Source organism: Pseudomonas sp. PDM19, from assembly GCF_014852215.1.
Lineage (GTDB): Bacteria > Pseudomonadota > Gammaproteobacteria > Pseudomonadales > Pseudomonadaceae > Pseudomonas.
This window is the reverse complement of record NZ_JACVBG010000002.1, coordinates 296,190-315,702: the sequence shown is the minus strand read 5'-3', so window position 1 is coordinate 315,702 and position 19,513 is coordinate 296,190. Positions and strand designations below refer to the sequence as shown.

At 65.3% G+C, this 19,513-nt stretch carries 18 protein-coding genes; 5 read left to right on the top strand and 13 right to left on the bottom strand.

Going from position 1 to position 19,513, the window contains the following annotated elements:
- Positions 1-25: 25 nt before the first annotated feature.
- Positions 26-394, top strand: coding sequence for a putative zinc-binding protein (locus IB273_RS09715; RefSeq protein ID WP_015478588.1), 369 nt, complete (start codon positions 26-28; stop codon positions 392-394).
- A 127-nt stretch (positions 395-521) separates the two neighbouring features.
- On the opposite strand, the gene ubiT is transcribed toward IB273_RS09715, so the two are convergent.
- The 13 genes from ubiT to IB273_RS09650 form a co-directional block, all read right to left on the bottom strand.
- Positions 522-995 (bottom strand): ubiquinone anaerobic biosynthesis accessory factor UbiT, encoded by a 474-nt coding sequence (ubiT, locus tag IB273_RS09710; protein WP_081516147.1) that lies wholly within the window; start codon positions 993-995, stop codon positions 522-524.
- On the bottom strand, positions 989-1,879 hold the full coding sequence (locus IB273_RS09705; RefSeq protein ID WP_151188181.1) for a U32 family peptidase: 891 nt from the start codon (positions 1,877-1,879) through the stop codon (positions 989-991). Before IB273_RS09705 ends, ubiT begins: the two co-directional genes overlap by 7 nt.
- A gap of 10 nt (positions 1,880-1,889) precedes the next feature.
- Entirely contained in the window at positions 1,890-2,885 is a 996-nt protein-coding gene (gene ubiU, locus IB273_RS09700) for a ubiquinone anaerobic biosynthesis protein UbiU (protein WP_081516151.1), read from the bottom strand.
- 55 nt (positions 2,886-2,940) lie between these two features.
- Complete coding sequence (glp, locus tag IB273_RS09695) at positions 2,941-4,176, bottom strand: gephyrin-like molybdotransferase Glp (protein WP_081516153.1); 1,236 nt, start codon at positions 4,174-4,176, stop codon at positions 2,941-2,943.
- Positions 4,173-4,727: a molybdenum cofactor biosynthesis protein B gene (moaB, locus tag IB273_RS09690; RefSeq protein ID WP_081516155.1), complete on the bottom strand. Its 555-nt coding sequence runs from the start codon at positions 4,725-4,727 to the stop codon at positions 4,173-4,175. The genes glp and moaB overlap by 4 nt, the downstream gene beginning before the upstream one ends.
- Before the next feature lie 123 nt (positions 4,728-4,850).
- Positions 4,851-6,365 carry a C69 family dipeptidase gene (locus tag IB273_RS09685; RefSeq protein ID WP_192223959.1) on the bottom strand — a complete coding sequence of 505 codons (1,515 nt, stop codon included), beginning with the start codon at positions 6,363-6,365 and terminating at the stop codon, positions 4,851-4,853.
- A 186-nt stretch (positions 6,366-6,551) separates the two neighbouring features.
- Positions 6,552-7,004, bottom strand: a complete 453-nt coding sequence (moaE, locus tag IB273_RS09680) for a molybdopterin synthase catalytic subunit MoaE (protein ID WP_151188183.1) — start codon at positions 7,002-7,004, stop codon at positions 6,552-6,554.
- 4 nt (positions 7,005-7,008) lie between these two features.
- Complete coding sequence (locus IB273_RS09675) at positions 7,009-7,257, bottom strand: MoaD/ThiS family protein (RefSeq protein ID WP_045210719.1); 249 nt, start codon at positions 7,255-7,257, stop codon at positions 7,009-7,011.
- Positions 7,254-7,745, bottom strand: a complete 492-nt coding sequence (gene moaC, locus IB273_RS09670; protein ID WP_081516160.1) for a cyclic pyranopterin monophosphate synthase MoaC — start codon at positions 7,743-7,745, stop codon at positions 7,254-7,256. Before moaC ends, IB273_RS09675 begins: the two co-directional genes overlap by 4 nt.
- A gap of 275 nt (positions 7,746-8,020) precedes the next feature.
- Positions 8,021-9,412: a PhoH family protein gene (locus IB273_RS09665; RefSeq protein ID WP_017519020.1), complete on the bottom strand. Its 1,392-nt coding sequence runs from the start codon at positions 9,410-9,412 to the stop codon at positions 8,021-8,023.
- 328 nt (positions 9,413-9,740) lie between these two features.
- The gene (locus IB273_RS09660) at positions 9,741-10,757 is read right to left on the bottom strand and encodes a histone deacetylase family protein (protein WP_192223958.1); all 1,017 of its coding nucleotides are present in this window, start codon (positions 10,755-10,757) and stop codon (positions 9,741-9,743) included.
- Between the two features lie 11 nt (positions 10,758-10,768).
- Positions 10,769-11,998 carry a Zn-dependent hydrolase gene (locus tag IB273_RS09655; protein WP_192223957.1) on the bottom strand — a complete coding sequence of 410 codons (1,230 nt, stop codon included), beginning with the start codon at positions 11,996-11,998 and terminating at the stop codon, positions 10,769-10,771.
- A gap of 16 nt (positions 11,999-12,014) precedes the next feature.
- Positions 12,015-13,304: an MFS transporter gene (locus IB273_RS09650; RefSeq protein WP_192223956.1), complete on the bottom strand. Its 1,290-nt coding sequence runs from the start codon at positions 13,302-13,304 to the stop codon at positions 12,015-12,017.
- 174 nt (positions 13,305-13,478) lie between these two features.
- Between IB273_RS09650 and IB273_RS09645 the strand changes: the two genes are divergently transcribed.
- The 4 genes from IB273_RS09645 to alg8 all read left to right on the top strand — a co-directional run bounded on the left by IB273_RS09645 (position 13,479) and on the right by alg8 (position 19,480).
- Positions 13,479-14,435, top strand: coding sequence for a LysR family transcriptional regulator (locus IB273_RS09645; protein WP_151188188.1), 957 nt, complete (start codon positions 13,479-13,481; stop codon positions 14,433-14,435).
- Positions 14,436-14,506: 71 nt separating this feature from the next.
- Complete coding sequence (gene yaaA, locus IB273_RS09640) at positions 14,507-15,286, top strand: peroxide stress protein YaaA (RefSeq protein WP_192223955.1); 780 nt, start codon at positions 14,507-14,509, stop codon at positions 15,284-15,286.
- 1,188 nt (positions 15,287-16,474) lie between these two features.
- The gene (gene algD, locus IB273_RS09635; protein ID WP_081516164.1) at positions 16,475-17,785 is read left to right on the top strand and encodes a GDP-mannose 6-dehydrogenase; all 1,311 of its coding nucleotides are present in this window, start codon (positions 16,475-16,477) and stop codon (positions 17,783-17,785) included.
- A gap of 213 nt (positions 17,786-17,998) precedes the next feature.
- Positions 17,999-19,480 (top strand): mannuronan synthase, encoded by a 1,482-nt coding sequence (gene alg8, locus IB273_RS09630; RefSeq protein ID WP_151188190.1) that lies wholly within the window; start codon positions 17,999-18,001, stop codon positions 19,478-19,480.
- The last annotated feature ends 33 nt before the right edge of the window (positions 19,481-19,513 follow it).

Genomic DNA, 19,513 nt, shown 5'->3' with positions numbered 1-19,513 from the left:
TGCGGGACTCACCCTGGAGGTCCCCATGCCGCCCTCGCCGCACCTGCCCCTCGTCTATTCCTGTTCCGGCTGCTCGAACCTCGCGCAGCTGGCCAACGACCTCGCCCTGCGCCTGGACCGTGACGGCCTGGCGGAGATGTCCTGCATCGCGGGAGTCGGCGGCGACGTGCCGGCACTGGTGAAGAAGGCCTGCTCCGGCCGGCCGATCATCGCCGTGGATGGCTGCCACCTGCACTGCGTGCAGAACTGCCTGGCGCGCCACGGGGTGAAGGCCGAGCACGAGATCACCCTGACCGAGTACGGCCTGAAGAAGCGCTATGGCCAGGACGCACCGGTGCAGGACTTCGAGATGCTCTACGAGGAACTGCAGTTCCTCGTGCGCGTCCCGGCCTGAGCCTTAGTCAGTCGCCCAGACCCGGCTCAAAACCGAAGGACGGCTCCAGCGTAGGATGGCGTGGAGCGAAGCGATACCCATCGATTGGCGCACCAAAACAGCATGGGTATCGCAGAGGGTGAGCGACTCAGGCGTTCTCCTGCACCACCCGGCTGGCGCGGCGCATGGCGCTCCACAGCCACGCCGGCAGGCTGTCCGGGTCGAGGCTGTCGATCAGGTTCTTCACCGCCAGGCCCAGCTCGGTATCGCCCTCGATCACCAGACGGCGGCGGAAGAACAGCGTGTCCGGGTCCTCCTGCCGCCCCGCCAGCAGCAGGAAATCGCGCCAGCTGCCACGGATGGTCACGCTGGGCGAGCAGGCATCGGCGAAGCGCAGGCCGTTACGGTCGTGGGTGAAGCTCCAGGCCAGACCGAGATCGCTCACTTCCAGGCGCAGCCAGTGGCCGTCGAGGATGTCGAAAGCACCGTCCGCCAGCGGCTCGGCGAACAGGCGATTGGCGGCTCGCTGCAGCACCGCGCGCTGCAGCCCCGAAGGGACGCGCGCGGCCAGTGGCAGCAGGCGGTCGGCGGCGCGCAGGGCTCCAGTTTCGAGTGTCAGCACAGGTTCACCTCATCGCTGCGCAGCATGCCCGGACGGCCATGCCAGTATCCGTTGCAACCCTCCACCGCCAGGGGCGGCGTCGCGCCCTTGCGCACGCGGTCGAAGGCCTGCACGACCTCCACCATGCCTTCCGCACGCGGGCTCAGGCGCAGCAGGTCGGCGCCGCAATCACGCAGCGAGGCGTAGTCCGCCAGCAGGTTGCTGGCCTCGCCGGACATGGTCTGGATGCCGTTGAGGGTGAACAACGGCATGCCTTCCTGACTGAGCATCGACATGCCTTCGGGGTAGTTCATGCAGCAGAACTGGCAGTCGTCCTTGGGCCGGTTCTCCGCCCGGGCGGTGAAGCAACGTGCCGAGTAGGCCAGCGGCAGATGACCGTAGGCGAACACCTCGGTCTCCACGTCGTTGATGCCCAGCTCGCGCGCCTGCTCGATCACCGCGTGGATCTGCTCGCCGGAGCATTCCACCGGCGGCACCCAGCGGCGCAAGCCGGCGGCGTGCAGCTCAGCCAGCGTGTGGCCGTTGTAGACGTTGAGCGCCGGGCCGCCGACGAATTCGACGCCCAGAGTGCCGAGAATCTGCACCGCGCCCATGTCACTGGCTTCGACCTGCAGCTCGCCATTGGCGCAGAGGCGACGCAACGACGACAGCTCGGAGGCCGCCTCGATCAGCGCGAGGCCCGAGATGAGTATCTGCGCCCCGCTCTGCTGCTGCAGCTCGCGCCCCAGGCCTAGCCAGTTGTCCAGCGACATGGCGCGGCGCTTGGAGCAGACGGTCTCGCCGATGTAGATGGCGTCCAGCGGCTGTTCGGCCATCTGCGCATAAAAATCCAGGAGTGTCCGGCGGTCCCAGTAGAACAGCACCGGTCCCAGGCTGAGTTTCATCACGAGGTCCTCACTGCCAGGAGCGATGGTAGGCGCCCAGGGTCGTCTGGTGGCCTTCGGAAAGCTTGTCCAGGGCGTCCTGCCACTGCGTCAGCGCGCGGTAGTTCTCGGGTGCGCGCTGCCACGCATCCAGCGCCTGGCGCCAGACGCGGGTGACCTGCTCGACATAGGCCGGGCTGCGTTGCCGGCCTTCGATCTTCACTGCCGCCACGCCGATTTCCGCCAGCTGCGGGATCAGGTCGATGGTGTTCAGGCTGGTGGGTTCTTCCAGGGCATGAAAGCGCTCGCCATTGACCACGAAGCGGCCCTTGCACAGGGTCGGGTAGCCTGCCGGCTCATCCGGCGCGTAACGGTCGATCAGCACGTCATTGAGGCGCGAGGTCAGGCCCTCGGGCTCCTCGCTCCAGCGCACCGCCTTGGCCGGCGAACAGACGCCACAGAGGTTGGGCGACTCGCCGGTGACATAGGACGACAGGTGGCAGCGCCCCTCGGCCATGATGCACAGGCTGCCGAAGGCGAAGACTTCGATGGGCACCGGGCTGTTCGCCGCCACCTGGCGCACCTGCGCCAGCGAAAGCACGCGCGGCAGCACGGCGCGGCGGATACCGTAGCGCTCGTGATAGAACGCCAGCGCCGCCACGTTGGTGGCCGAGCCCTGCACCGAGAGGTGCAGCGCGAGCTTCGGATGGCGCCTGGCGGCGTAGCCGAGCACCGCGCAATCGGCGGCGATCAGTGCATCCACGCCGAGATCGGCGGCGTGGTCCACCGCGCGTTGCCAGCGGGCCCAGCCGGCCGCGCCGGGATAGGTGTTGACCGCCACATACATCTGCTTGCCGGCGCTGTGGATAAGCTCCACACCCTGGCGCAGCTGGCGGTCATCGAGGTTGAGGCCGGCAAAGTGCCGGGCGTTGGTGTCATCGCGAAAGCCGACGTAGATCGCGTCGGCGCCCTCGCGCAGGGCCGATTTCAGGGCGGGCAGACTCCCCGCCGGACAGACCAGTTGCATGCTTCCCCCGGGCATTGCGGTGGCCGCCGGCCCCCGCCGGCAGCCGGGAACGGCGTCAGGCGCCGAGTTCGCTGAAAGACAGGAAGGGCAGCGGCTCGCCGGCGTGCAGGGTGCGCCCGGCCTCCACCACCGCCAGGCCATCGGCCCAGCTCGCCGCGCGCAGCATGGCCGAGCCCTGCTGCGGATGTAGGCAGATGCGAGCGACGCCGCTGCTGTCCAGTTCCAGACGCGCACGCAGGTACTGGCGGCGCGAGTTGGCCGTGGGCCAGTCGAACCCCGCCGGCAGCGTCACCGGCAAGGTATCGGCCGAGCTGCGCCCCTGGGCACGCCAGAGGAACGGCCGCGCCACCACCAGTGCAGTCACCAGCGCGGCGGCCGGGTTGCCCGGCAGGCCGATCCACGGCTTGCCGGCGATGCTGCCGAACGCCAGCGGCTTGCCCGGCTGCATCTTCAGCTTCCACAGGTGCAGCTCGCCCAGTTCGCGAATCGCCTGCTTGAGGTAGTCGCGGTCGCCCACCGACACGCCGCCACTGGTAATCAGCACGTCCCATTCGGAGGCGGCGAGGCTCAGCGCATCGCGGCTGGCCGCCAGGGTGTCGGCGAGCACGCCGTAGTCGTGGACTTCGATGCCCCAACCGCGCAGCAACGCGCCGACGCTGAAGCGGTTGGCGTTGTAAATCTGCCCCGGAGCCAGGGGCTCACCGGGCTCGCGCAGCTCGTCGCCGCTGCTCAGCAGACAGACACGCAGCGGGCGATAGACGCTGACGCGGTCCAGGCCGACACTGGCGAGCAGGCCGAGGTCCTGGGCGCGCAGTTTCTTCCCGGCACTGAGCAAGGCATCGCCTTCGCACAGCTCTTCACCGCGGCGACGCACATGGCTGCCATGCCCGACCACGGGCACCTGCAACCAGTCACCATCGACCTCGCAGTCTTCCTGGGCGATCACGCTGTCCGCCCCCGGCGGCAACGGCGCGCCGGTGAAGATGCGCATGGCCTGGCCAGGTTGCAGTTCGACCTGGGCGGCATCGCCGGCGGCGATGTAGCCGGCGATTCGCAACCGTGCGCCTGCCGGCCCCATGTCGGCGCTGCGCAGGGCGTAGCCGTCCATCGCGCTGTTGTCCCACAGGGGCAGGTCGATAGGTGAGTGGATGTCCTCGGCGAGGATGCGGCCCAGGGCGCTTTCAAGGTCGACGCGCACGGTCGGCGGCGCCAGCGGAACGAAGTCCATCAGCGCGGCGATGGCCTCGTCCACCGGACGCAGACCGGTGCCGGAACAGCCGCAGGCGCTCACGAACGTGTACCGCAGGCCAGCACCGGGCGCTCGGGCAGGCGCTTGAGATGAGGGACGAAATTGCAGGGTTTGGTGCGGCTGTCGAGCTGTTGCAGGAGGATCTTCTCCCAGGCGGTGAGGCAGGCGCCGGTGGAACCGGGCAGGCAGCAGATCAGCGTGCCGTTGGTGATGCCGGCGATGGCGCGGGACTGGATGGTGGAGGTGCCGATTTCCTCGCGGGAAATCTGCCGGAACAGCTCACCGAAGCCATCCACGGTGCGCTCGAGCAACGGAGCGACGGCTTGCGGGGTGTTGTCGCGGGCGGTGAAGCCGGTGCCGCCGGTGATCAGGCCGACCTGGACCTTGGGGTCGGCGATCCAGGCCGAAACCACGGCGCGGATCTGGTAGATGTCGTCGATCACCAGCTGGCGTTCGGCGAGGGCATGGCCGGCGCGTTGCAGCGAGGTCACCAGGGCTTGGCCGGAAGTGTCGTTGTGCAGGCTGCGGGTATCGCTGACGGTGAGGACAGCGATCTCCAGCGGCAGGAATTCCGGGGTGCTGAGATGGCTCATGAGGGGCTCTCCGATTCGGAGCAAAAAGGGCTGGCGCCAGCCTGCGCCCCTTCCCTTCTACCGCCCATTCCTCCTAGGAGGTACTGCCCCGGCGCGAGCGGGGCAGTACCTGCCGTCGGCGCACTAGAGGTGCTTGATCTTCTCCAGCTCCTCAGCGCTGTAATTCTGCTCGGTGGACTTGGTCAGGTCGGTGAGGATGTTGGCGCGCAGCACGCCGGCCTGGTCCAGGGCCCACAGCGCGGTGCCGTTGCTGAAGCGTTCGGCGGCGGCGCGGGCGACTTCACCGTCCTTCTGCGCAAGGGTCTTGAGCATGTCGTCCTGCGCCGGTTGCGCAGCGCGCAGGCTGCCTTCCAGACGATCGCGCCAGCCGTGCAGCAGTGGCATGTACTGCTTGTCGTTGGCATGGGCCAGGGAGGTCAGGCTGCGGAAGGTCCACCAGGCCGAGTGCTCGTCGAAATCGTCGCTGCCCTGCTGGAACACCCGCGGCGTGCTGCGCAGGCTTTCCAGGTAATACGGCAGCAGCAGGCCGTCGCGCACGTTGCCCAGGGACTGCCAGGACAGCACCTGCAAGCCCTTGGGCATTTGCGGGCGGACCTGCAGGATGTGCGCCTCGACGTTGCGCTCCATGGCGATAGGCCGCTGCTTCTGGTCACCGGCCGGCTTCTTGCCGTCCAGCGGGGTGCCGGCGTAGTTGTCGATGCGCAGGATGGCCGCCACCTGCTCGACGCTGATGGGCTTCTCCGGCTGGGTATAGAAGGGATACTGCTGCTGGCGGATGTCCTGCTTGCGGCCCGGCTCCAGCTTGCTCTGCACCAGCCATTCACGGTCGACGTTGTAGGCGTCGCCGACGATGCCGAAGGCCTTGGCGAAGTTGAATTTCGCCGGGTCGACCTTGTCCAGCAACTGGTGCTTCTCGGCGAACTCGGCGATGCCTGCGCTGCTCAGGACATTGGCCTTGTCGTTGAGGTCGGCGTCGTGCACACGCATGCCGTTGGCCATGACCACGTACCCGTCGTCCGGCACGCGCACGGCGATCCAGTGGTGCCCGGAGCCGATCTCGAACAGCCAGGCCTCCTTGTCGTCGGCGATCTGGATACCGTTGGTTTCCCCGGCGCCGAGGGCCTCGACGTACTTGCCCAACAGCTCCACGCCTTCGCGGGCAGTCTTCGCCTGGGGCAGGATCAGGTCCGGCAGAATGGCCTCGATCACCCCGCCCTCGTCCGCCACCAGCGGGTCGGCCTTGGCTGCCTTGTCATTGGGCTCGGTGCTGTTGGTGGCGGAGAGGATCACGCCTGCCTCGTTGGCGCCGAACTCACTCCACGGGCCAAGGGCGCCAAGCTGATCGCCGTTCCAGTCGCGCATGGCGGTGTAGCGCAGGCCTGCCTTGGGCGCGGGCACGCTGACACCGTTGTCGAAGCTGAGTTTGTCGCCGTCCTTGTAGGTCTGCGGCGGCACCACGACGAAGCGCTTGGCGTGGTTGTTGTAGGTGTAGTCCTCCAGCCGCGCGACCAGCACGGAGCCGTCGGCGGTGGCGTTGCGCCCGGCGATGATGGTGGTGCAGGCCAGCGCGCCCTGGCAGAAGCCGCCCGCCAGCAGGGCGGCGGCGAGGGTCTTGAGCGCAAAGTTGGGCTTGGTCATGGAAATCTCCTCGGCTTGCGATTCGCCGCGCGGCCAAGGCAGGCACGGCGGCGGAGCCAGGAGATGTACAACATGGCGAGGAACGCGTCCTTGGCGTAGCGCAACGACACCTCCCTGGCATCGCCCCTGAGCATAGACAAGCTCCGCGAATGCGCCCCCGCAGGGACGCAGGCGCGACGAAAGGACTCAGCCCTTCCAGCGCTCGGCAGCGGCCTTGTCGCTGCAGCGCCCTTCGACCCAGCGCGGGCCGTCGGTGGTGTCTTCCTTCTTCCAGAACGGCGCGCGGGTCTTCAGGTAGTCCATGACGAAATTGCAGGCGTCGAACGCGGCCTGGCGGTGCGCACTGGCGGCGCCGACGAAGACGATAGGCTCGCCCGGTTCCAGGCGGCCGATGCGGTGGAGGATTTCCAGGCGCAGCAGCGGCCAGCGCTCATTGGCCTCGACTTCGATCTTCGCCAGCGCCTTTTCGGTCATGCCGGCGTAGTGCTCGAGGAACATGCCGCCCACCTCGCGGCCGTCGTTGAAATCACGCACGTAGCCGACGAAGCCGACCACCGCGCCGACGCCGACGTTGGCGGCGTGCATCGCATTGAGTTCGGCGCCCGGATCGAACGCCGCCGGCTGGACGCGGATCGCCATGGGCTCAGCCTCCGGTAACGGTGGGGAAGAACGCCACCTCGTCGCCATCGGCGAGGGGCTCGTCCAGGGAGCACAGCTCCTGGTTGCGCGCGCACATCAGGTTCTGCTCGCCGAGCACATCCCAGGCGCCACCGCGCTCCAGCAGCAGGCGCCGCAGGTCGTCCAGGCTGGCCAGGGACTGGCTCCAGTTCAGCTGCTCGCCATCCAGGCCGAGGGCTTCACGGTAGCGGGCGAAGTACTGCACGCGGATCATGGGGTGTCTCCCGCAACGCTTTCTGTAGCAACGTAATGACCGCTCTTGCCGCCGAGCTTCTCCAGCACGCGCACGCTGTCGATGGTCATGCCACGGTCCACGGCCTTGCACATGTCGTAGATGGTCAGCGCGGCGACGCTGGCGGCGGTCAGCGCTTCCATCTCCACACCGGTCTGCCCGGCCAGTTTGCAACGGGCGACGATGTGCACGGTGTCTTCACCCTCGGCGGCCAGCTCGACCTTCACGCTGGTCAGCAGCAACGGGTGGCACAGCGGGATCAGGTCGTGGGTCTTCTTCGCCGCCTGGATACCGGCAATGCGCGCCACGGCGAACACGTCGCCCTTGGGATGGCCGCCGTCCTGGATCAGCTGCAGGGTGGACGGGAGCATGCGCACCCGGGCTTCGGCCACGGCCTCACGGGACGTCACCGCTTTTTCGGTGACATCGACCATGTTGGCGCGGCCCTGGGAATCGAGATGGGTCAGCACGGTGGGAACTCTCCGGTGAATCAGGGGAACAGTGTACTCCCGGTGGACGCGGCCTGCGGAGCGGAGGGCGGCGCGTTGGGGGGAGGATTGTATACAAGAAGAGGTATGAGCGGGATGGTCGCCGGCACCAGCGCTGGGCGGGTTCGCCACCAGGCTCACTTCTGCGAGGAGAGCAAGCGTCCGGACCTGTAGAACCGAGGGGAACGCCCAGTCCTCGCTCGCGAACAGCCTCGAACAGAAAGAAAAGGCCCGCCGGACGGCGGGCCTTGGTTGCCTTACATGTGGGCTTCGGCGAATTCCGCCAGCACCGAGCGCGGCACCCCTTGCAGGGTCACGTGCACGCCGTGGGGGAAGTCCTTGAAGCGTTCGGTCAGGTAGGTCAGGCCGGAGCTGGTGGCCGACAGGTAGGGGGTATCGATCTGCGCCAGGTTGCCCAGGCAGACCACCTTCGAACCGTTGCCCGCGCGGGTGATGATGGTCTTCATCTGGTGCGGGGTGAGGTTCTGGCACTCGTCGATCAGGATCAGGCTCTGCTGGAAGCTGCGGCCACGGATGTAGTTCAGCGATTTGAACTGCAGCGGTACCTTGCTGAGGATGTAGTCGACGCTGCCATGGGTGCACTCATCATCCGAATGCAGCGCTTCGAGGTTGTCGGTGATCGCGCCGAGCCAGGGCTCCATCTTCTCCGCCTCGGTGCCGGGCAGGAAGCCGATGTCCTCGTCCAGGCCCTGTACGCTGCGGGTGGCGATGATGCGTTTGTAGCGTTTGGTGACCATGGTCTGCTCGATGGCGGCAGCCAGGGCGAGGATGGTTTTGCCCGAGCCGGCGGCGCCGGACAGGTTGACCAGGTGGATGTCCGGGTCCAGCAGCGCGTACAGCGCCAGGGACTGGTACACGTCACGCGGACGCAAGCCCCAGGCTTCCTGGTGCAGCAGCGGTTCCTGGTGCAGGTCGAGGATGGTCAGCTCGTCCTGGTCGATGCCCTTGATCCAGCCGACGAAACCCTGCTCATCGACGATGAACTCGTTGATGTGCACCGCCGGCAGGTTGTCGGTGAGTTGCACGCGGTGCCAGGTGCGACCGCGGTCCTGGCGGGTCTCCACCTTGCTGACGCGGTCCCAGAACGATCCGCTCAGCGAGTGATAACCACGCGAAAGCAGGTTGATGTCATCGACCAGCTGGTCGGTGTGGTAATCCTCGGCGAATACCCCGCAGGCACGCGCCTTCAGGCGCATGTTGATGTCCTTGGTGACCAGCACCACGCGCTTGCTGCTATGGCGACTCTTCAGCTCCACCAGCTGGTTGATGATCTTGTTGTCGTTGAGGTGCTCGGGCAGCCAGGTGATCGGCTCGGCGCGCTTGCTCATGAGGATCGACAGGCTGCCGCACGGCCCGCTCTTGCCGCGCTGGATGGGCACACCATCCTCTACCTGCTCGGGCGAGGCCTCGCCCAGCACCGAATCGATCAGGCGGATTGCCTGGCGGCATTCCGCGGCCACGGTGTGTTTTCCGGTCTTGAGCTTGTCCAGTTCCTCCAGCACCGTCATCGGAATCGCGACGTGGTGCTCCTGGAAGTTCAGCAAGGCGTTGGGATCGTGGATCAGGACGTTGGTGTCGAGGACGTACAGGGTGGGCTGGGTGGGGCGGGAGCGTCCGTGGTCATCCATACGCAGGTCACCTCTTGTAGGAGCGTTACGACGGAATGCCTTTACAGCGCTCCGCCGTGCGGTGAGCCACCGGCTCTCGGGTTCCTGGGATCGGCAGGATTCGAGAGCACTGCATACAAGGGACTGGCCGGGCCGGGGCCGCCACCTGTCTGCAGGGTTCGGCGGTCTACGACTCAACAAATACAGGAAAAAACATGACGATAAAAAGTCTTTTTCCTTCCTACGAAAGTTTTTTTCGTCGTACGACGAAATACCTTGGCGGGGGCTCCGGACAGCGCTAGTTTTAGGAGTCCTACCCCTCGTAACGCCCTCCGCTTTTTTCGCCGGATCAGTCCCTTAGCCCGCCGAAAAAGGCCTGCGCATTGGCCTCCAGCGTCTGCAGGTGATAGCCGCCTTCCTGCACGATGACCTGCGGCAGCCCCAGCGACGCTACCTCGCGTCCGAGCCGCGCGAAGCCCTCGGTGGTCACTGCCACTTTCGACTGTGGGTCATCCTTGTAGATGTCGAAGCCCAGGGACAGCACCAACGCCTGCGCACCGAATTCGCGGACCGCCCGCAGCGCTGTCTCGACCTGCGCGAAGAAGTCCTCCTCACTGGCGCCATGGACCATCGGCAGGTTGAGGTTGAAGCCTTCGCCCTGCCCCGCCCCGCGCTCGTCGTCGAAACCGGCGACCACCGGGTAGAAGTTGGTCGGGTCGCCATGCACCGAGACATAGAGCACGTCGTCGCGGCCATAGAAGATTTCCTGGATGCCCTGGCCGTGGTGCATGTCGGTGTCGAGGATGGCGACCTTACCGAAGCGCGCACGCAGCTCCGCGGCGGCAATAGCGGCATTGTTCAGGTAGCAGAAGCCACCGGCCCCCTCCTCCCGTGCGTGGTGGCCTGGCGGGCGACACAAGGCGTAAGCCGATGGGGCACCGTCGCGCACCACCCGCGCCGCCGCCACCGCGCTCTGCGCCGACCAGTACGCCGCGCGCCAGGTATGCTCGCCCACCGGGCAGCTGCCGTCAGCGAGGTAGCGCGCCGCCTGGGCGAGGATGCCTCGCAGCGGGTTGCCCTCGCGGATGAAGACGTTGGACATCACCTCGTCGCCCCAGTCTTCCGGCACTTCGTGCCAGCGCTCGTAGGCGTGCTCGAGAAACTCCAGGTACGCCGCGCTGTGCGCGCCCAACAGCGGCTCACGACCGAAGTCCTGCGGTTCGGCGAGCGGGAAGCCCAGTGCGCGCACGGCGTCCAGCAGGTGCTCGGCGCGCTGTGGCACTTCCTGTGGGGTACGCATCTGGCCACGGGAGAAGTAGCTGCGCGGGACGTGCAGCAACTGGTCGGGGTGGAAGAAGGTCTGCATCGGTGTCTCCTTCAGTCGATCCGGCCGGCTCGGGCCAGCACAGCGTTGAGCAGTACGTCGGCGCCCTGGGTCGCCTGTTCGGGGATCACGTCTTCGGCCTCGTTGTGGCTCAGGCCGCCGATACAGGGAATGAACACCATGGCAGTCGGACACCTGCGCGCCAGGTGGATAGCGTCGTGACCGGCACCGCTGACAATATCCTGGTACGAGTAGCCCAGCGCCTTCACGGCCTCGCGCACATGGCCCACACAGTCGGCATCGAAGGGCGTGGCCGGGCTGATCCAGTGCAGGCCGATCTCCAGTGCCAGTTCACGGCGCGCGGCGATGGCTTCGAGCAGTGCACGGGCTTCCTGCTCCATGGCGGCGATCACATCGTCGCGGTGGTGGCGCAGGTCGATGGTGAAGTCCACCACGCCGGCAATGGTGTTACGCGAGGACTTGGCGATGTCCAGCTGTCCGACAGTCACCAGTCCGTGGGGCGAGAAGCGCTGCGCCAGCGCTTCGAGGGCCTGGATCATCTCAGCAGCGCCGAACAGCGCATCGTGGCGCAGCGGCATCGGCGTGGTGCCAGCGTGGGCGGCCTGGCCGCCCACGCACACATCCAGCCAGCGGATCGCCTGGCCGCCGGTAACCACACCGACGTCGATGGCGTTGTCCTCCAGGATCGGACCCTGCTCGATGTGCGCCTCGAAATAGGAGTCCAGGCGCCGGCCCAGCGGCAGGTCGCCCTGCCAGCCGAGCGCTTGCAGCGCATCGCCCACACTCACGCCTTCGGCATCCCGCGAGGCCAGCGCGGCCTCCAGCGGCATGGCGCCGGTAAAAGCCGCCGAGCCGAGCATGGCCGGGGTGAAGCGCGCGCCCTCTTCGTTGGTCCAGACCGCCACTTCCAGCGGGCGGCGGGTGCCGATGTCATGATCGTTCAGGCTGCGCAGCACTTCCAACCCCGCCAGCACACCGTACACGCCGTCGAAGCGGCCGCCCTCGGGCTGGGTATCCAGATGGCTGCCCATCACGACCGGGTCGAGACTGTCATCCTCCCCGGCGCGGCGGGCGAACAGGTTGCCCACCGGGTCCCGGCGCAGGCTGAGGCCAGCTTCGCGGCACCAGCCTTCGAACAGCTCGCGGCCGGCGCGATCCTCTTCCGAGAGCGCCAGACGGCGCGAGCCGCCACGGGCGGTGGCACCAATCCGGGCCATCTCCATCAGGCTCGCCCACAGGCGAGCGCCGTCGATCTTCAGCATTGCAGTCTCCTGGAAATCACGTGGCGGCCGACGCTACGCGCACACGCAATCGGCGGTCGAGACCGATGATGCACAGCAGCGAGAGGCTGGCCAGAAGGGAATAGAAAAGCGCCAGCGGTAGCCATTGGCCATCGAAGCGGTGCGCCAGCCAGGTACCGATCAGAGGCGTAAGACCGCCGGCGATAGCGCCGCAGACCTGGTAGGCGATGGAGATCGCCGAGTAACGCACACGGGTGTCGAACACCTCGCTGACATAGCCGGCGATCACCGAATAGAAGCTGGACATGCACACCACGGCGGTGGCGATACCCAGCACGATGGCCAATGCGTGGCCCTGGCTGACCAGCAGGAACATCGGGTAGGGCGAGGCCACAGCCAGCAGCGCCGCCAGCTTGAGGAAGCGCGCCGAGCCGATGACCTCGGCCAGCCGCGCGGCCAGCGGCTGCACACAGAACTGGATGAGCGCCACATAGAACAGGCAATCGAGGATCAGCTTGCGGTCGATGGCCAGATTCTGCGTGGTGTAGGAGATCATGAAGGTATTGGTGAAATAGACCCCGGCGATGCCGATGGTATTGGCGCCGATGCACAGCAGCAGCGGCCGCCAGGCCGTGCGCACAACCTCCAGCGCCGGCAGCTTGTGCTGGCGGGCCTGCTGCTTCACGCGGGCGAACTCGGGGGATTCGTTCACCCCCAGGCGAATCGCTAGACCGACGATCAACAGCGCCGCGCTGGCGAGGAAGGGCAGGCGCCAGCCCCAGTCGAGGAAAGTCTGGCTGTCCATGCTGGTCACGGCCTTGAACGCCAGCAGCGAGAGGATCAGTCCGGCCGGGCTGCCCAATTGGGCGAAAGAAGCGAAGAAGGTGCGCCGGCCGCTGGGTGCATGCTCGCCGGCCATCAGCACGGCGCCGCCCCATTCGCCGCCGACGGCGATACCCTGGACGATGCGCAGCAGCACCAACAGCACCGGCGCGAGCAGGCCGATCTGTCCGTAAGTAGGCAGCAGGCCGATGCATACCGTGGCCACACCCATCATCACCAGCGTGACCAGCAGCGCCTTCTTGCGCCCGATACGGTCGCCCAGGTGGCCGAAGATCAGCCCACCCAGTGGCCGCGCGAAGAAGCCGACGGCAAAGGTGCCGAAGGCAGCCATGGTGCTGAGGAATTGACTATCGGAAGGGAAAAACAGCGTGCCGAACACCAAGGCGGCGGCAGTCGCGTAGATATAGAAGTCGTACCACTCGATCATGGTACCGATGAACGCGGCCGTGGCGGCGCGGACCGGCTGCGGTGCGGGCTGTGACATCTCAGGCTCCCGGATCTTGTCGATTGTTTTTGGGCAGCTAGCGAATAAGGCTCGACGCTCTCCGGCGCCTGCGGACGTTATCGCCCCCGGCCCGATAATCAGTCAATTTTCTAATCGTTATTCAAAGAATAATTACTGCTTATAATCGGAGGATTCCCCCAACGGAGCCCCGTCATGGAGCTTGGCCGCTTCCTCAATGACCGCCTGGACTGGAACCTGCTGCGCACCTGGCTGGTGATCGGCCAGGAACGCAGCATCAGCCGCGCCGCTGCGCGCCTGCACCTGACCCAGCCGGCGGTCAGCCAGGCCCTGCGCCGGCTTGAGGAGCAACTGGGCGCCGCCCTGGTGCAACGTCGCGGGCCGCGCTTCGAGATCACCGCGCTGGGCGAGGAAATCCTGCGCATCGCCGGCGACATCAATGGCAACGTCTCGCGCCTGGCCGCCGCCCTGGAGCAGCCGGCCGATCAGGTAGTAGGCAAGGTCCGCCTGCTGAGCATCAGCCGCATCCAGTCGGACTTCTATGACGACTTCCTCACCGACTTCCACCGCGCCCACCCCGGCGTCGAGCTGGATATAGAAGTGATGCGCAGCGCCGACGTGCTCAGCTCGCTGCAACAGAAGACCGCCACCCTCGGCCTGGCCCTGTGCCGCCAGCCTTCGCCGCGCCTGGAGCAGCGCGCTTTCCTGCGCCAGCGCTACGTATTCCTCTGCGGCCGCCATCATGCCCTCTATGGCCGCCGTGACCTGCGCCTGGCCGACCTGCAGGGCGAGGACTACGTCACCTTCACCAGCGACCAGATCGGCGAAGTGCTCTCGCCGCTGACCATCTTCCGCGACCAGCAGGGCTTCACCGGCAAGCTGGTGGCCTCCTCCCCGAGCCTCGAGGAAATCCGCCGGCTGGTCAGCTGCGGTTTCGGCATCGGCTGCCTGCCGCAACACATAGTCGCCGACGACCTCGCCCAGGGCCGGCTCTGGGCGCTGCCGCCGGTAGAGGGCGTGGCCGACGTGGACATCCACCTGCTGTGGAACCGCGAGCAGAAGCACACCCAGGCCGAGCGCTGCTTCCTCGGCGAATTGCTCAAGCGCATGGAACAGGTACCGGTCGAGCAGCGGCTCCTATCGTCCCCATAGGTGGAGCCAGGCGCCGCAACTCCTTACAATCGCGCCTCGATTGCAGGAGCGCGCTTGTAGGAGACCGCACGATGCTGATGGTGATTTCCCCCGCCAAGACCCTGGACTACGACACCACGCCGGTGACGCAGCGCTTCACCCTGCCCGAGCACCTGGACGACGCCCAGGAGCTGATCGGCATCCTGCGGGAACTGGCCCCGGCGCAGATCGCCGAGCTGATGCACCTGTCGGACAAGCTGGCCGGCCTCAACGCCGCGCGCTTCGGCAGCTGGCACCCGGACTTTACCCCCGCCAACGCCAAGCAGGCGCTGCTGGCCTTCAAGGGCGACGTCTACACCGGCATGCAGGCCGAGGATTTTGGCGAAGACGACTTCGATTTCGCCCAGCGCCACCTGCGCATGCTCTCCGGCCTCTACGGCGTACTGCGCCCGCTGGACCTGATGCAGCCCTACCGCCTGGAAATGGGCACCAAGCTGGCCAACTCCCGTGGCAAGGACCTCTATGCCTTCTGGGGCGAGCGCATCAGCGCCTGGCTGAACGAATCCCTGGCCGAGCAGGGCGACGACGTACTGCTGAACCTGGCCTCGAACGAGTACTTCGGCGCGGTGAAACGCAAGGCCCTGAACGCACGGGTGATCGACACCGAGTTCAAGGACCTGAAGAACGGCCAGTACAAGATCATCAGCTTCTACGCCAAGAAGGCCCGCGGGATGATGGCGCGCTACGTGATCAAGGAGCGCCTGACCAACCCCGAAGGCCTGAAGGACTTCAACTACGCGGGCTACGCCTACAGCGCCGAGCACTCCAAGGCCGACCAGCTGGTGTTCCTGCGCGACCACACCGAAGACTGAAGCGCCTTTTCTGCTGCACCAAACGGGAGCCCTGAGGGCTCCCGTTTTCGTTTCCGCGCAGAACCTGCGGGAACGCCCCATGGGTGCGGTTGCGGGCATGGGCCAGGCGCCCCGCTCGTCCTGCCGGGACGTCCGGCGTTGGGCAGTTCGCAAGCAAGCTCGCTCCTACGAAAGCCCCTGCAAGACCGAAGCTGGTGCAACCGCCAGCCCTGCCGACGGTTCGCGGGCGCGGCCCGCTCCTACAGGGGGCGATTAGCCGCACCGCTTCGCCTCTGTTTCACCCCGAAAATAACCGCTGATTCCAAGTGGCCTGTAAGCCATTGACCATGGAACTGCCCGGTCACGGGTGGCGGATCTGTACGTTTCCTGCCCAAAACACCCCCTGAAGACCACACTGGTAAAAGGGGCAAAATGACCGTTCGTCTGCTTCAGGATTAATCGTGAGAAAATTTTTCGACCGCCCGGACCGGTCGGAAGGATGGAAATCGTCCTGATTCGCCCTCTCCGTTGTAATCCATTGGCCATTAACAGCCTTTGGCCATGACATGCATTTCACGATTGCACTTTGCAATAGAGAAAGCTGAACGGCAGCTGAACGAATGTCTTGACGACGATACACGGTCGTTTTTAACGAAAATTTCAATGGAACTTTCCCCGACCTTGCACTTTGCATTGACGGAAATGACCTGTGTTTTGCCATTAGCGCAGCATCAGGTGATATCAATTGGATATTTCACATTCTTTCAGGGACGGGATGGGCGGAAGGAACTAACCGCATTTCGGATAAATCCTATTTGCGCAACGACCATCGTTGGCGAAACAGAAATGCCCCGATGGAAATTGGAGTTTTGCTTCCAAGGTTATTTCGATCAGCTCTTGTCGATTCATCCTTGAAACGCAACCCAATGAAATAACTGAACTTTTCAGATGACGAGGCAATCATCTAACCAGACTGGAGCACGCCAGGCAGACATTGCACCAACTTTGCAATCTGCCTGAAACATAACAGGGCAAACATCCAAAGTTTGCGCCAATACCGTGCTCGAAAGTTTAGCACTCGATTCCCATGCCTGCCTGAAAGGAAGTACGGAGAACACTTTGACAGTGAACTCCGGGGATTCACTCAACCTGAATAAATCGCCCTACCGGGCAACTTTAAACAGTTCGACCATTGAAGAGGTGAATGCGATGCGTATCAGCATCTTTGGTCTTGGGTATGTTGGCGCAGTATGTGCCGGCTGCCTGTCCGCACGGGGCCATGAAGTCGTTGGGGTGGATGTGTCCACCACCAAGATCGATCTGATCAACAACGGGAAATCGCCCATCGTCGAGCCGGGCCTGGAGCCTCTGCTGCAGCAGGGCATCCGCACCGGTCGCCTGTCGGGCACCACCGACTTCAAGAAGGCCGTACTGGACACCGACGTGTCGTTCATCTGCGTCGGCACCCCGAGCAAGAAGAACGGCGACCTGGACCTGGGCTACATCGAGTCCGTCTGCCGCGAGATCGGCTACGCCATCCGCGAGAAGAAAGAGCGCCACACCGTGGTCGTGCGCAGCACCGTGCTGCCGGGCACCGTGAACAACGTGGTGATCCCGATCATCGAAGACTGCTCGGGCAAGAAAGCCGGCGCCGACTTCGGCGTGGGCACCAACCCCGAGTTCCTGCGCGAATCCACCGCGATCAAGGACTACGACTTCCCGCCGATGACCGTCATCGGTGAGCTGGACGCCCAGACCGGCGACCTGCTGGAAGAGATCTACCGCGAGCTGGACGCGCCGATCATCCGCAAGACCATCGAGGTCGCCGAGATGATCAAGTACACCTGCAACGTCTGGCACGCTGCCAAGGTCACCTTCGCCAACGAGATCGGCAACATCGCCAAGGCCGTCGGCGTCGACGGCCGCGAAGTGATGGACGTGATCTGCCAGGACCGCAAGCTGAACCTGTCGCGCTACTACATGAAGCCCGGCTTCGCCTTCGGCGGCTCCTGCCTGCCCAAGGACGTGCGCGCCCTCACCTACCGCGCCAGCCAGCTGGACATCGAGCACCCGATGCTTGGCTCGATCATGCGCAGCAACCAGCACCAGGTGCAGAAGGCCTTCGACATCATCGCCGCCCACGGCAGCCGCAAGGTCGGCCTGCTCGGCCTGTCGTTCAAGTCCGGCACCGACGACCTGCGCGAAAGCCCGCTGGTGGAACTGGCCGAGATGCTCATCGGCAAGGGCTACGAGCTGCAGATCTTCGACCGCAACGTCGAGTACGCCCGCGTCCATGGCGCGAACAAGGAGTACATCGAATCGAAGATCCCGCACGTCTCCTCGCTGCTGGTCTCGGACCTGGACGCCGTCGTGAAGTCCTCCGATGTCCTGGTCCTGGGCAACGGTGACGAGCTGTTCGTCGACGTGGTGAAGCAGGCGCCCGAAGGCAAGAAGGTCGTCGACCTGATCGGTTTCATGCCGAGCGTCACAGACGAGCGCGCCGAAGGCATCTGCTGGTAATTGGGTTTCGATTGGCTGCGCGTCGGCCCGGTGTCGTTGGAGAGGAACTCGGAAATGCTCATTCACTTCAGTGAACTCCGCTTCCTCGTCCCTCTCCGCCTAACCGGACTCTAGCTCGCTCAATCGAGTCCATGCCTTCAGACCCTAAAAGCGCCGGTCACCGGCCCGCCCAGGCGGGCCGATGACCAAGCCCAACCAGACGGATAGACGACGATGGAAACCTACAAACGAATCATCGGTGAGGCCACCGGCTGGCTGGTCTTTCTCAGCCTGCTGATGCTGCTGGCACTGCTCGTGCCGCCGACCGTATTCGACGCCGAATCCAAGGACTTCCTGCTGCTCATCGGCGCGGTCGGCATCTGGCGCTATTCCATGGGCGGCCTGCACTTCCTGCGCGGCATGCTGTTCCTCTACGTGGTCTACCCGCACTACCGCCGCAGGATGCGCAAGCTCGGCGAGGCTGCAGACCCGTCCCACGTGTACCTGATGGTCACCAGTTTCCGTATCGACGCGCTGACCACCTCGATGGTCTATCGCTCGGTCATCGAAGAAGCCATTGCCTGCGGCTACCCCACCACCGTGGTGTGCTCCATCGTCGAGATGTCCGATGAGGTGCTGATCAAGCAGCAGTGGCAGAAGCTCAACCCGCCGGAGCACGTCGAACTCGACTTCGTGCGCATCCCCGGCACCGGCAAGCGCGACGGCCTGGCCCACGGCTTCCGCGCCATCTCCCGCCACCTGCCGGACGAAGACGCCGTGGTCGCGGTGATCGATGGCGATACCGTGCTCGAACCGGGCGTGGTGAGAAAGACCGTGCCCTGGTTCAAGCTCTTCCCCAACGTCGGCGGCCTGACCACCAACGAATTCTGCGAAGTGCAGGGCAGCTACGTGATGAGCGAGTGGCACAAGCTGCGCTTCGCCCAGCGCCACATCAACATGTGCTCCATGGCCCTGTCCAAGCGCGTGCTGACCATGACCGGGCGCATGTCGGTGTTCCGCGCCGCCGTGGTCACCGACCCGGACTTCATCACCGACGTGGAAAGCGATCACCTGGACCACTGGCGCCTGGGCCGCTTCCAGTTCCTCACCGGTGACGACAAGTCCAGCTGGTACAGCCTGATGCGCCTGGGCTACGACACCTTCTACGTGCCGGACGCGGCGATCAACACGGTCGAGCACCCGCCGGAGAAGAGCTTCATCAAGGCCAGCCGCAAGCTGATGTTCCGCTGGTACGGCAACAACCTGCGGCAGAACTCCCGCGCCCTGGCCCTGGGTCCGCAACGCCTGGGCTGGTTCACCAGCGTGGTGCTGTTCGACCAGCGCCTGTCGATGTGGACCTGCCTGCTTGGCCTGGTGGCCGCGATCATCGCCAGCATCAAGTACAGCATTGCCTTCCTGCTCATCTACCTGCTGTGGATCGGCATCACCCGCTTCGTGCTGACCCTGCTGCTGTCGCTGTCGGGCCACCACATCGGGCCGGCCTACCCCGCGATCCTCTATTACAACCAGATCGTCGGTGCCCTGGTGAAGATCTACGTGTTCTTCCGCCTCGACCAGCAGTCGTGGACCCGCCAGAACACCAAGCTCGACCGCGGCCTGGCCAGCTTCCAGCGCTGGTTCAACACCTGGTCCTCACGAGCCATGACCTTTTCCGCGGCCAGCGTTTTCGTCGCCGTACTGCTGACCATCGTCTGACCCGACTTCTATCTACGAACAGGACTCGACCTC

Bases quoted from the DNA above. Each gene is read 5' to 3' on its own strand.
- IB273_RS09645 (WP_151188188.1), top strand. From the start codon at position 13,479: ATGGAGCTTGGCCGCTTCCTCAATGACCGCCTGGACTGGAACCTGCTG.
- IB273_RS09705 (WP_151188181.1), bottom strand. From the start codon at position 1,879: ATGAAACTCAGCCTGGGACCGGTGCTGTTCTACTGGGACCGCCGGACA.
- yaaA (WP_192223955.1), top strand. From the start codon at position 14,507: ATGCTGATGGTGATTTCCCCCGCCAAGACCCTGGACTACGACACCACG.
- algD (WP_081516164.1), top strand. From the start codon at position 16,475: ATGCGTATCAGCATCTTTGGTCTTGGGTATGTTGGCGCAGTATGTGCC.
- IB273_RS09665 (WP_017519020.1), bottom strand. From the start codon at position 9,412: ATGGATGACCACGGACGCTCCCGCCCCACCCAGCCCACCCTGTACGTC.
- alg8 (WP_151188190.1), top strand. From the start codon at position 17,999: ATGGAAACCTACAAACGAATCATCGGTGAGGCCACCGGCTGGCTGGTC.
- ubiU (WP_081516151.1), bottom strand. From the start codon at position 2,885: ATGCAACTGGTCTGTCCGGCGGGGAGTCTGCCCGCCCTGAAATCGGCC.
- IB273_RS09650 (WP_192223956.1), bottom strand. From the start codon at position 13,304: ATGTCACAGCCCGCACCGCAGCCGGTCCGCGCCGCCACGGCCGCGTTC.
- moaB (WP_081516155.1), bottom strand. From the start codon at position 4,727: ATGAGCCATCTCAGCACCCCGGAATTCCTGCCGCTGGAGATCGCTGTC.
- IB273_RS09655 (WP_192223957.1), bottom strand. From the start codon at position 11,998: ATGCTGAAGATCGACGGCGCTCGCCTGTGGGCGAGCCTGATGGAGATG.
- IB273_RS09685 (WP_192223959.1), bottom strand. From the start codon at position 6,365: ATGACCAAGCCCAACTTTGCGCTCAAGACCCTCGCCGCCGCCCTGCTG.
- IB273_RS09715 (WP_015478588.1), top strand. From the start codon at position 26: ATGCCGCCCTCGCCGCACCTGCCCCTCGTCTATTCCTGTTCCGGCTGC.
- IB273_RS09675 (WP_045210719.1), bottom strand. From the start codon at position 7,257: ATGATCCGCGTGCAGTACTTCGCCCGCTACCGTGAAGCCCTCGGCCTG.
- moaE (WP_151188183.1), bottom strand. From the start codon at position 7,004: ATGGCGATCCGCGTCCAGCCGGCGGCGTTCGATCCGGGCGCCGAACTC.
- IB273_RS09660 (WP_192223958.1), bottom strand. From the start codon at position 10,757: ATGCAGACCTTCTTCCACCCCGACCAGTTGCTGCACGTCCCGCGCAGC.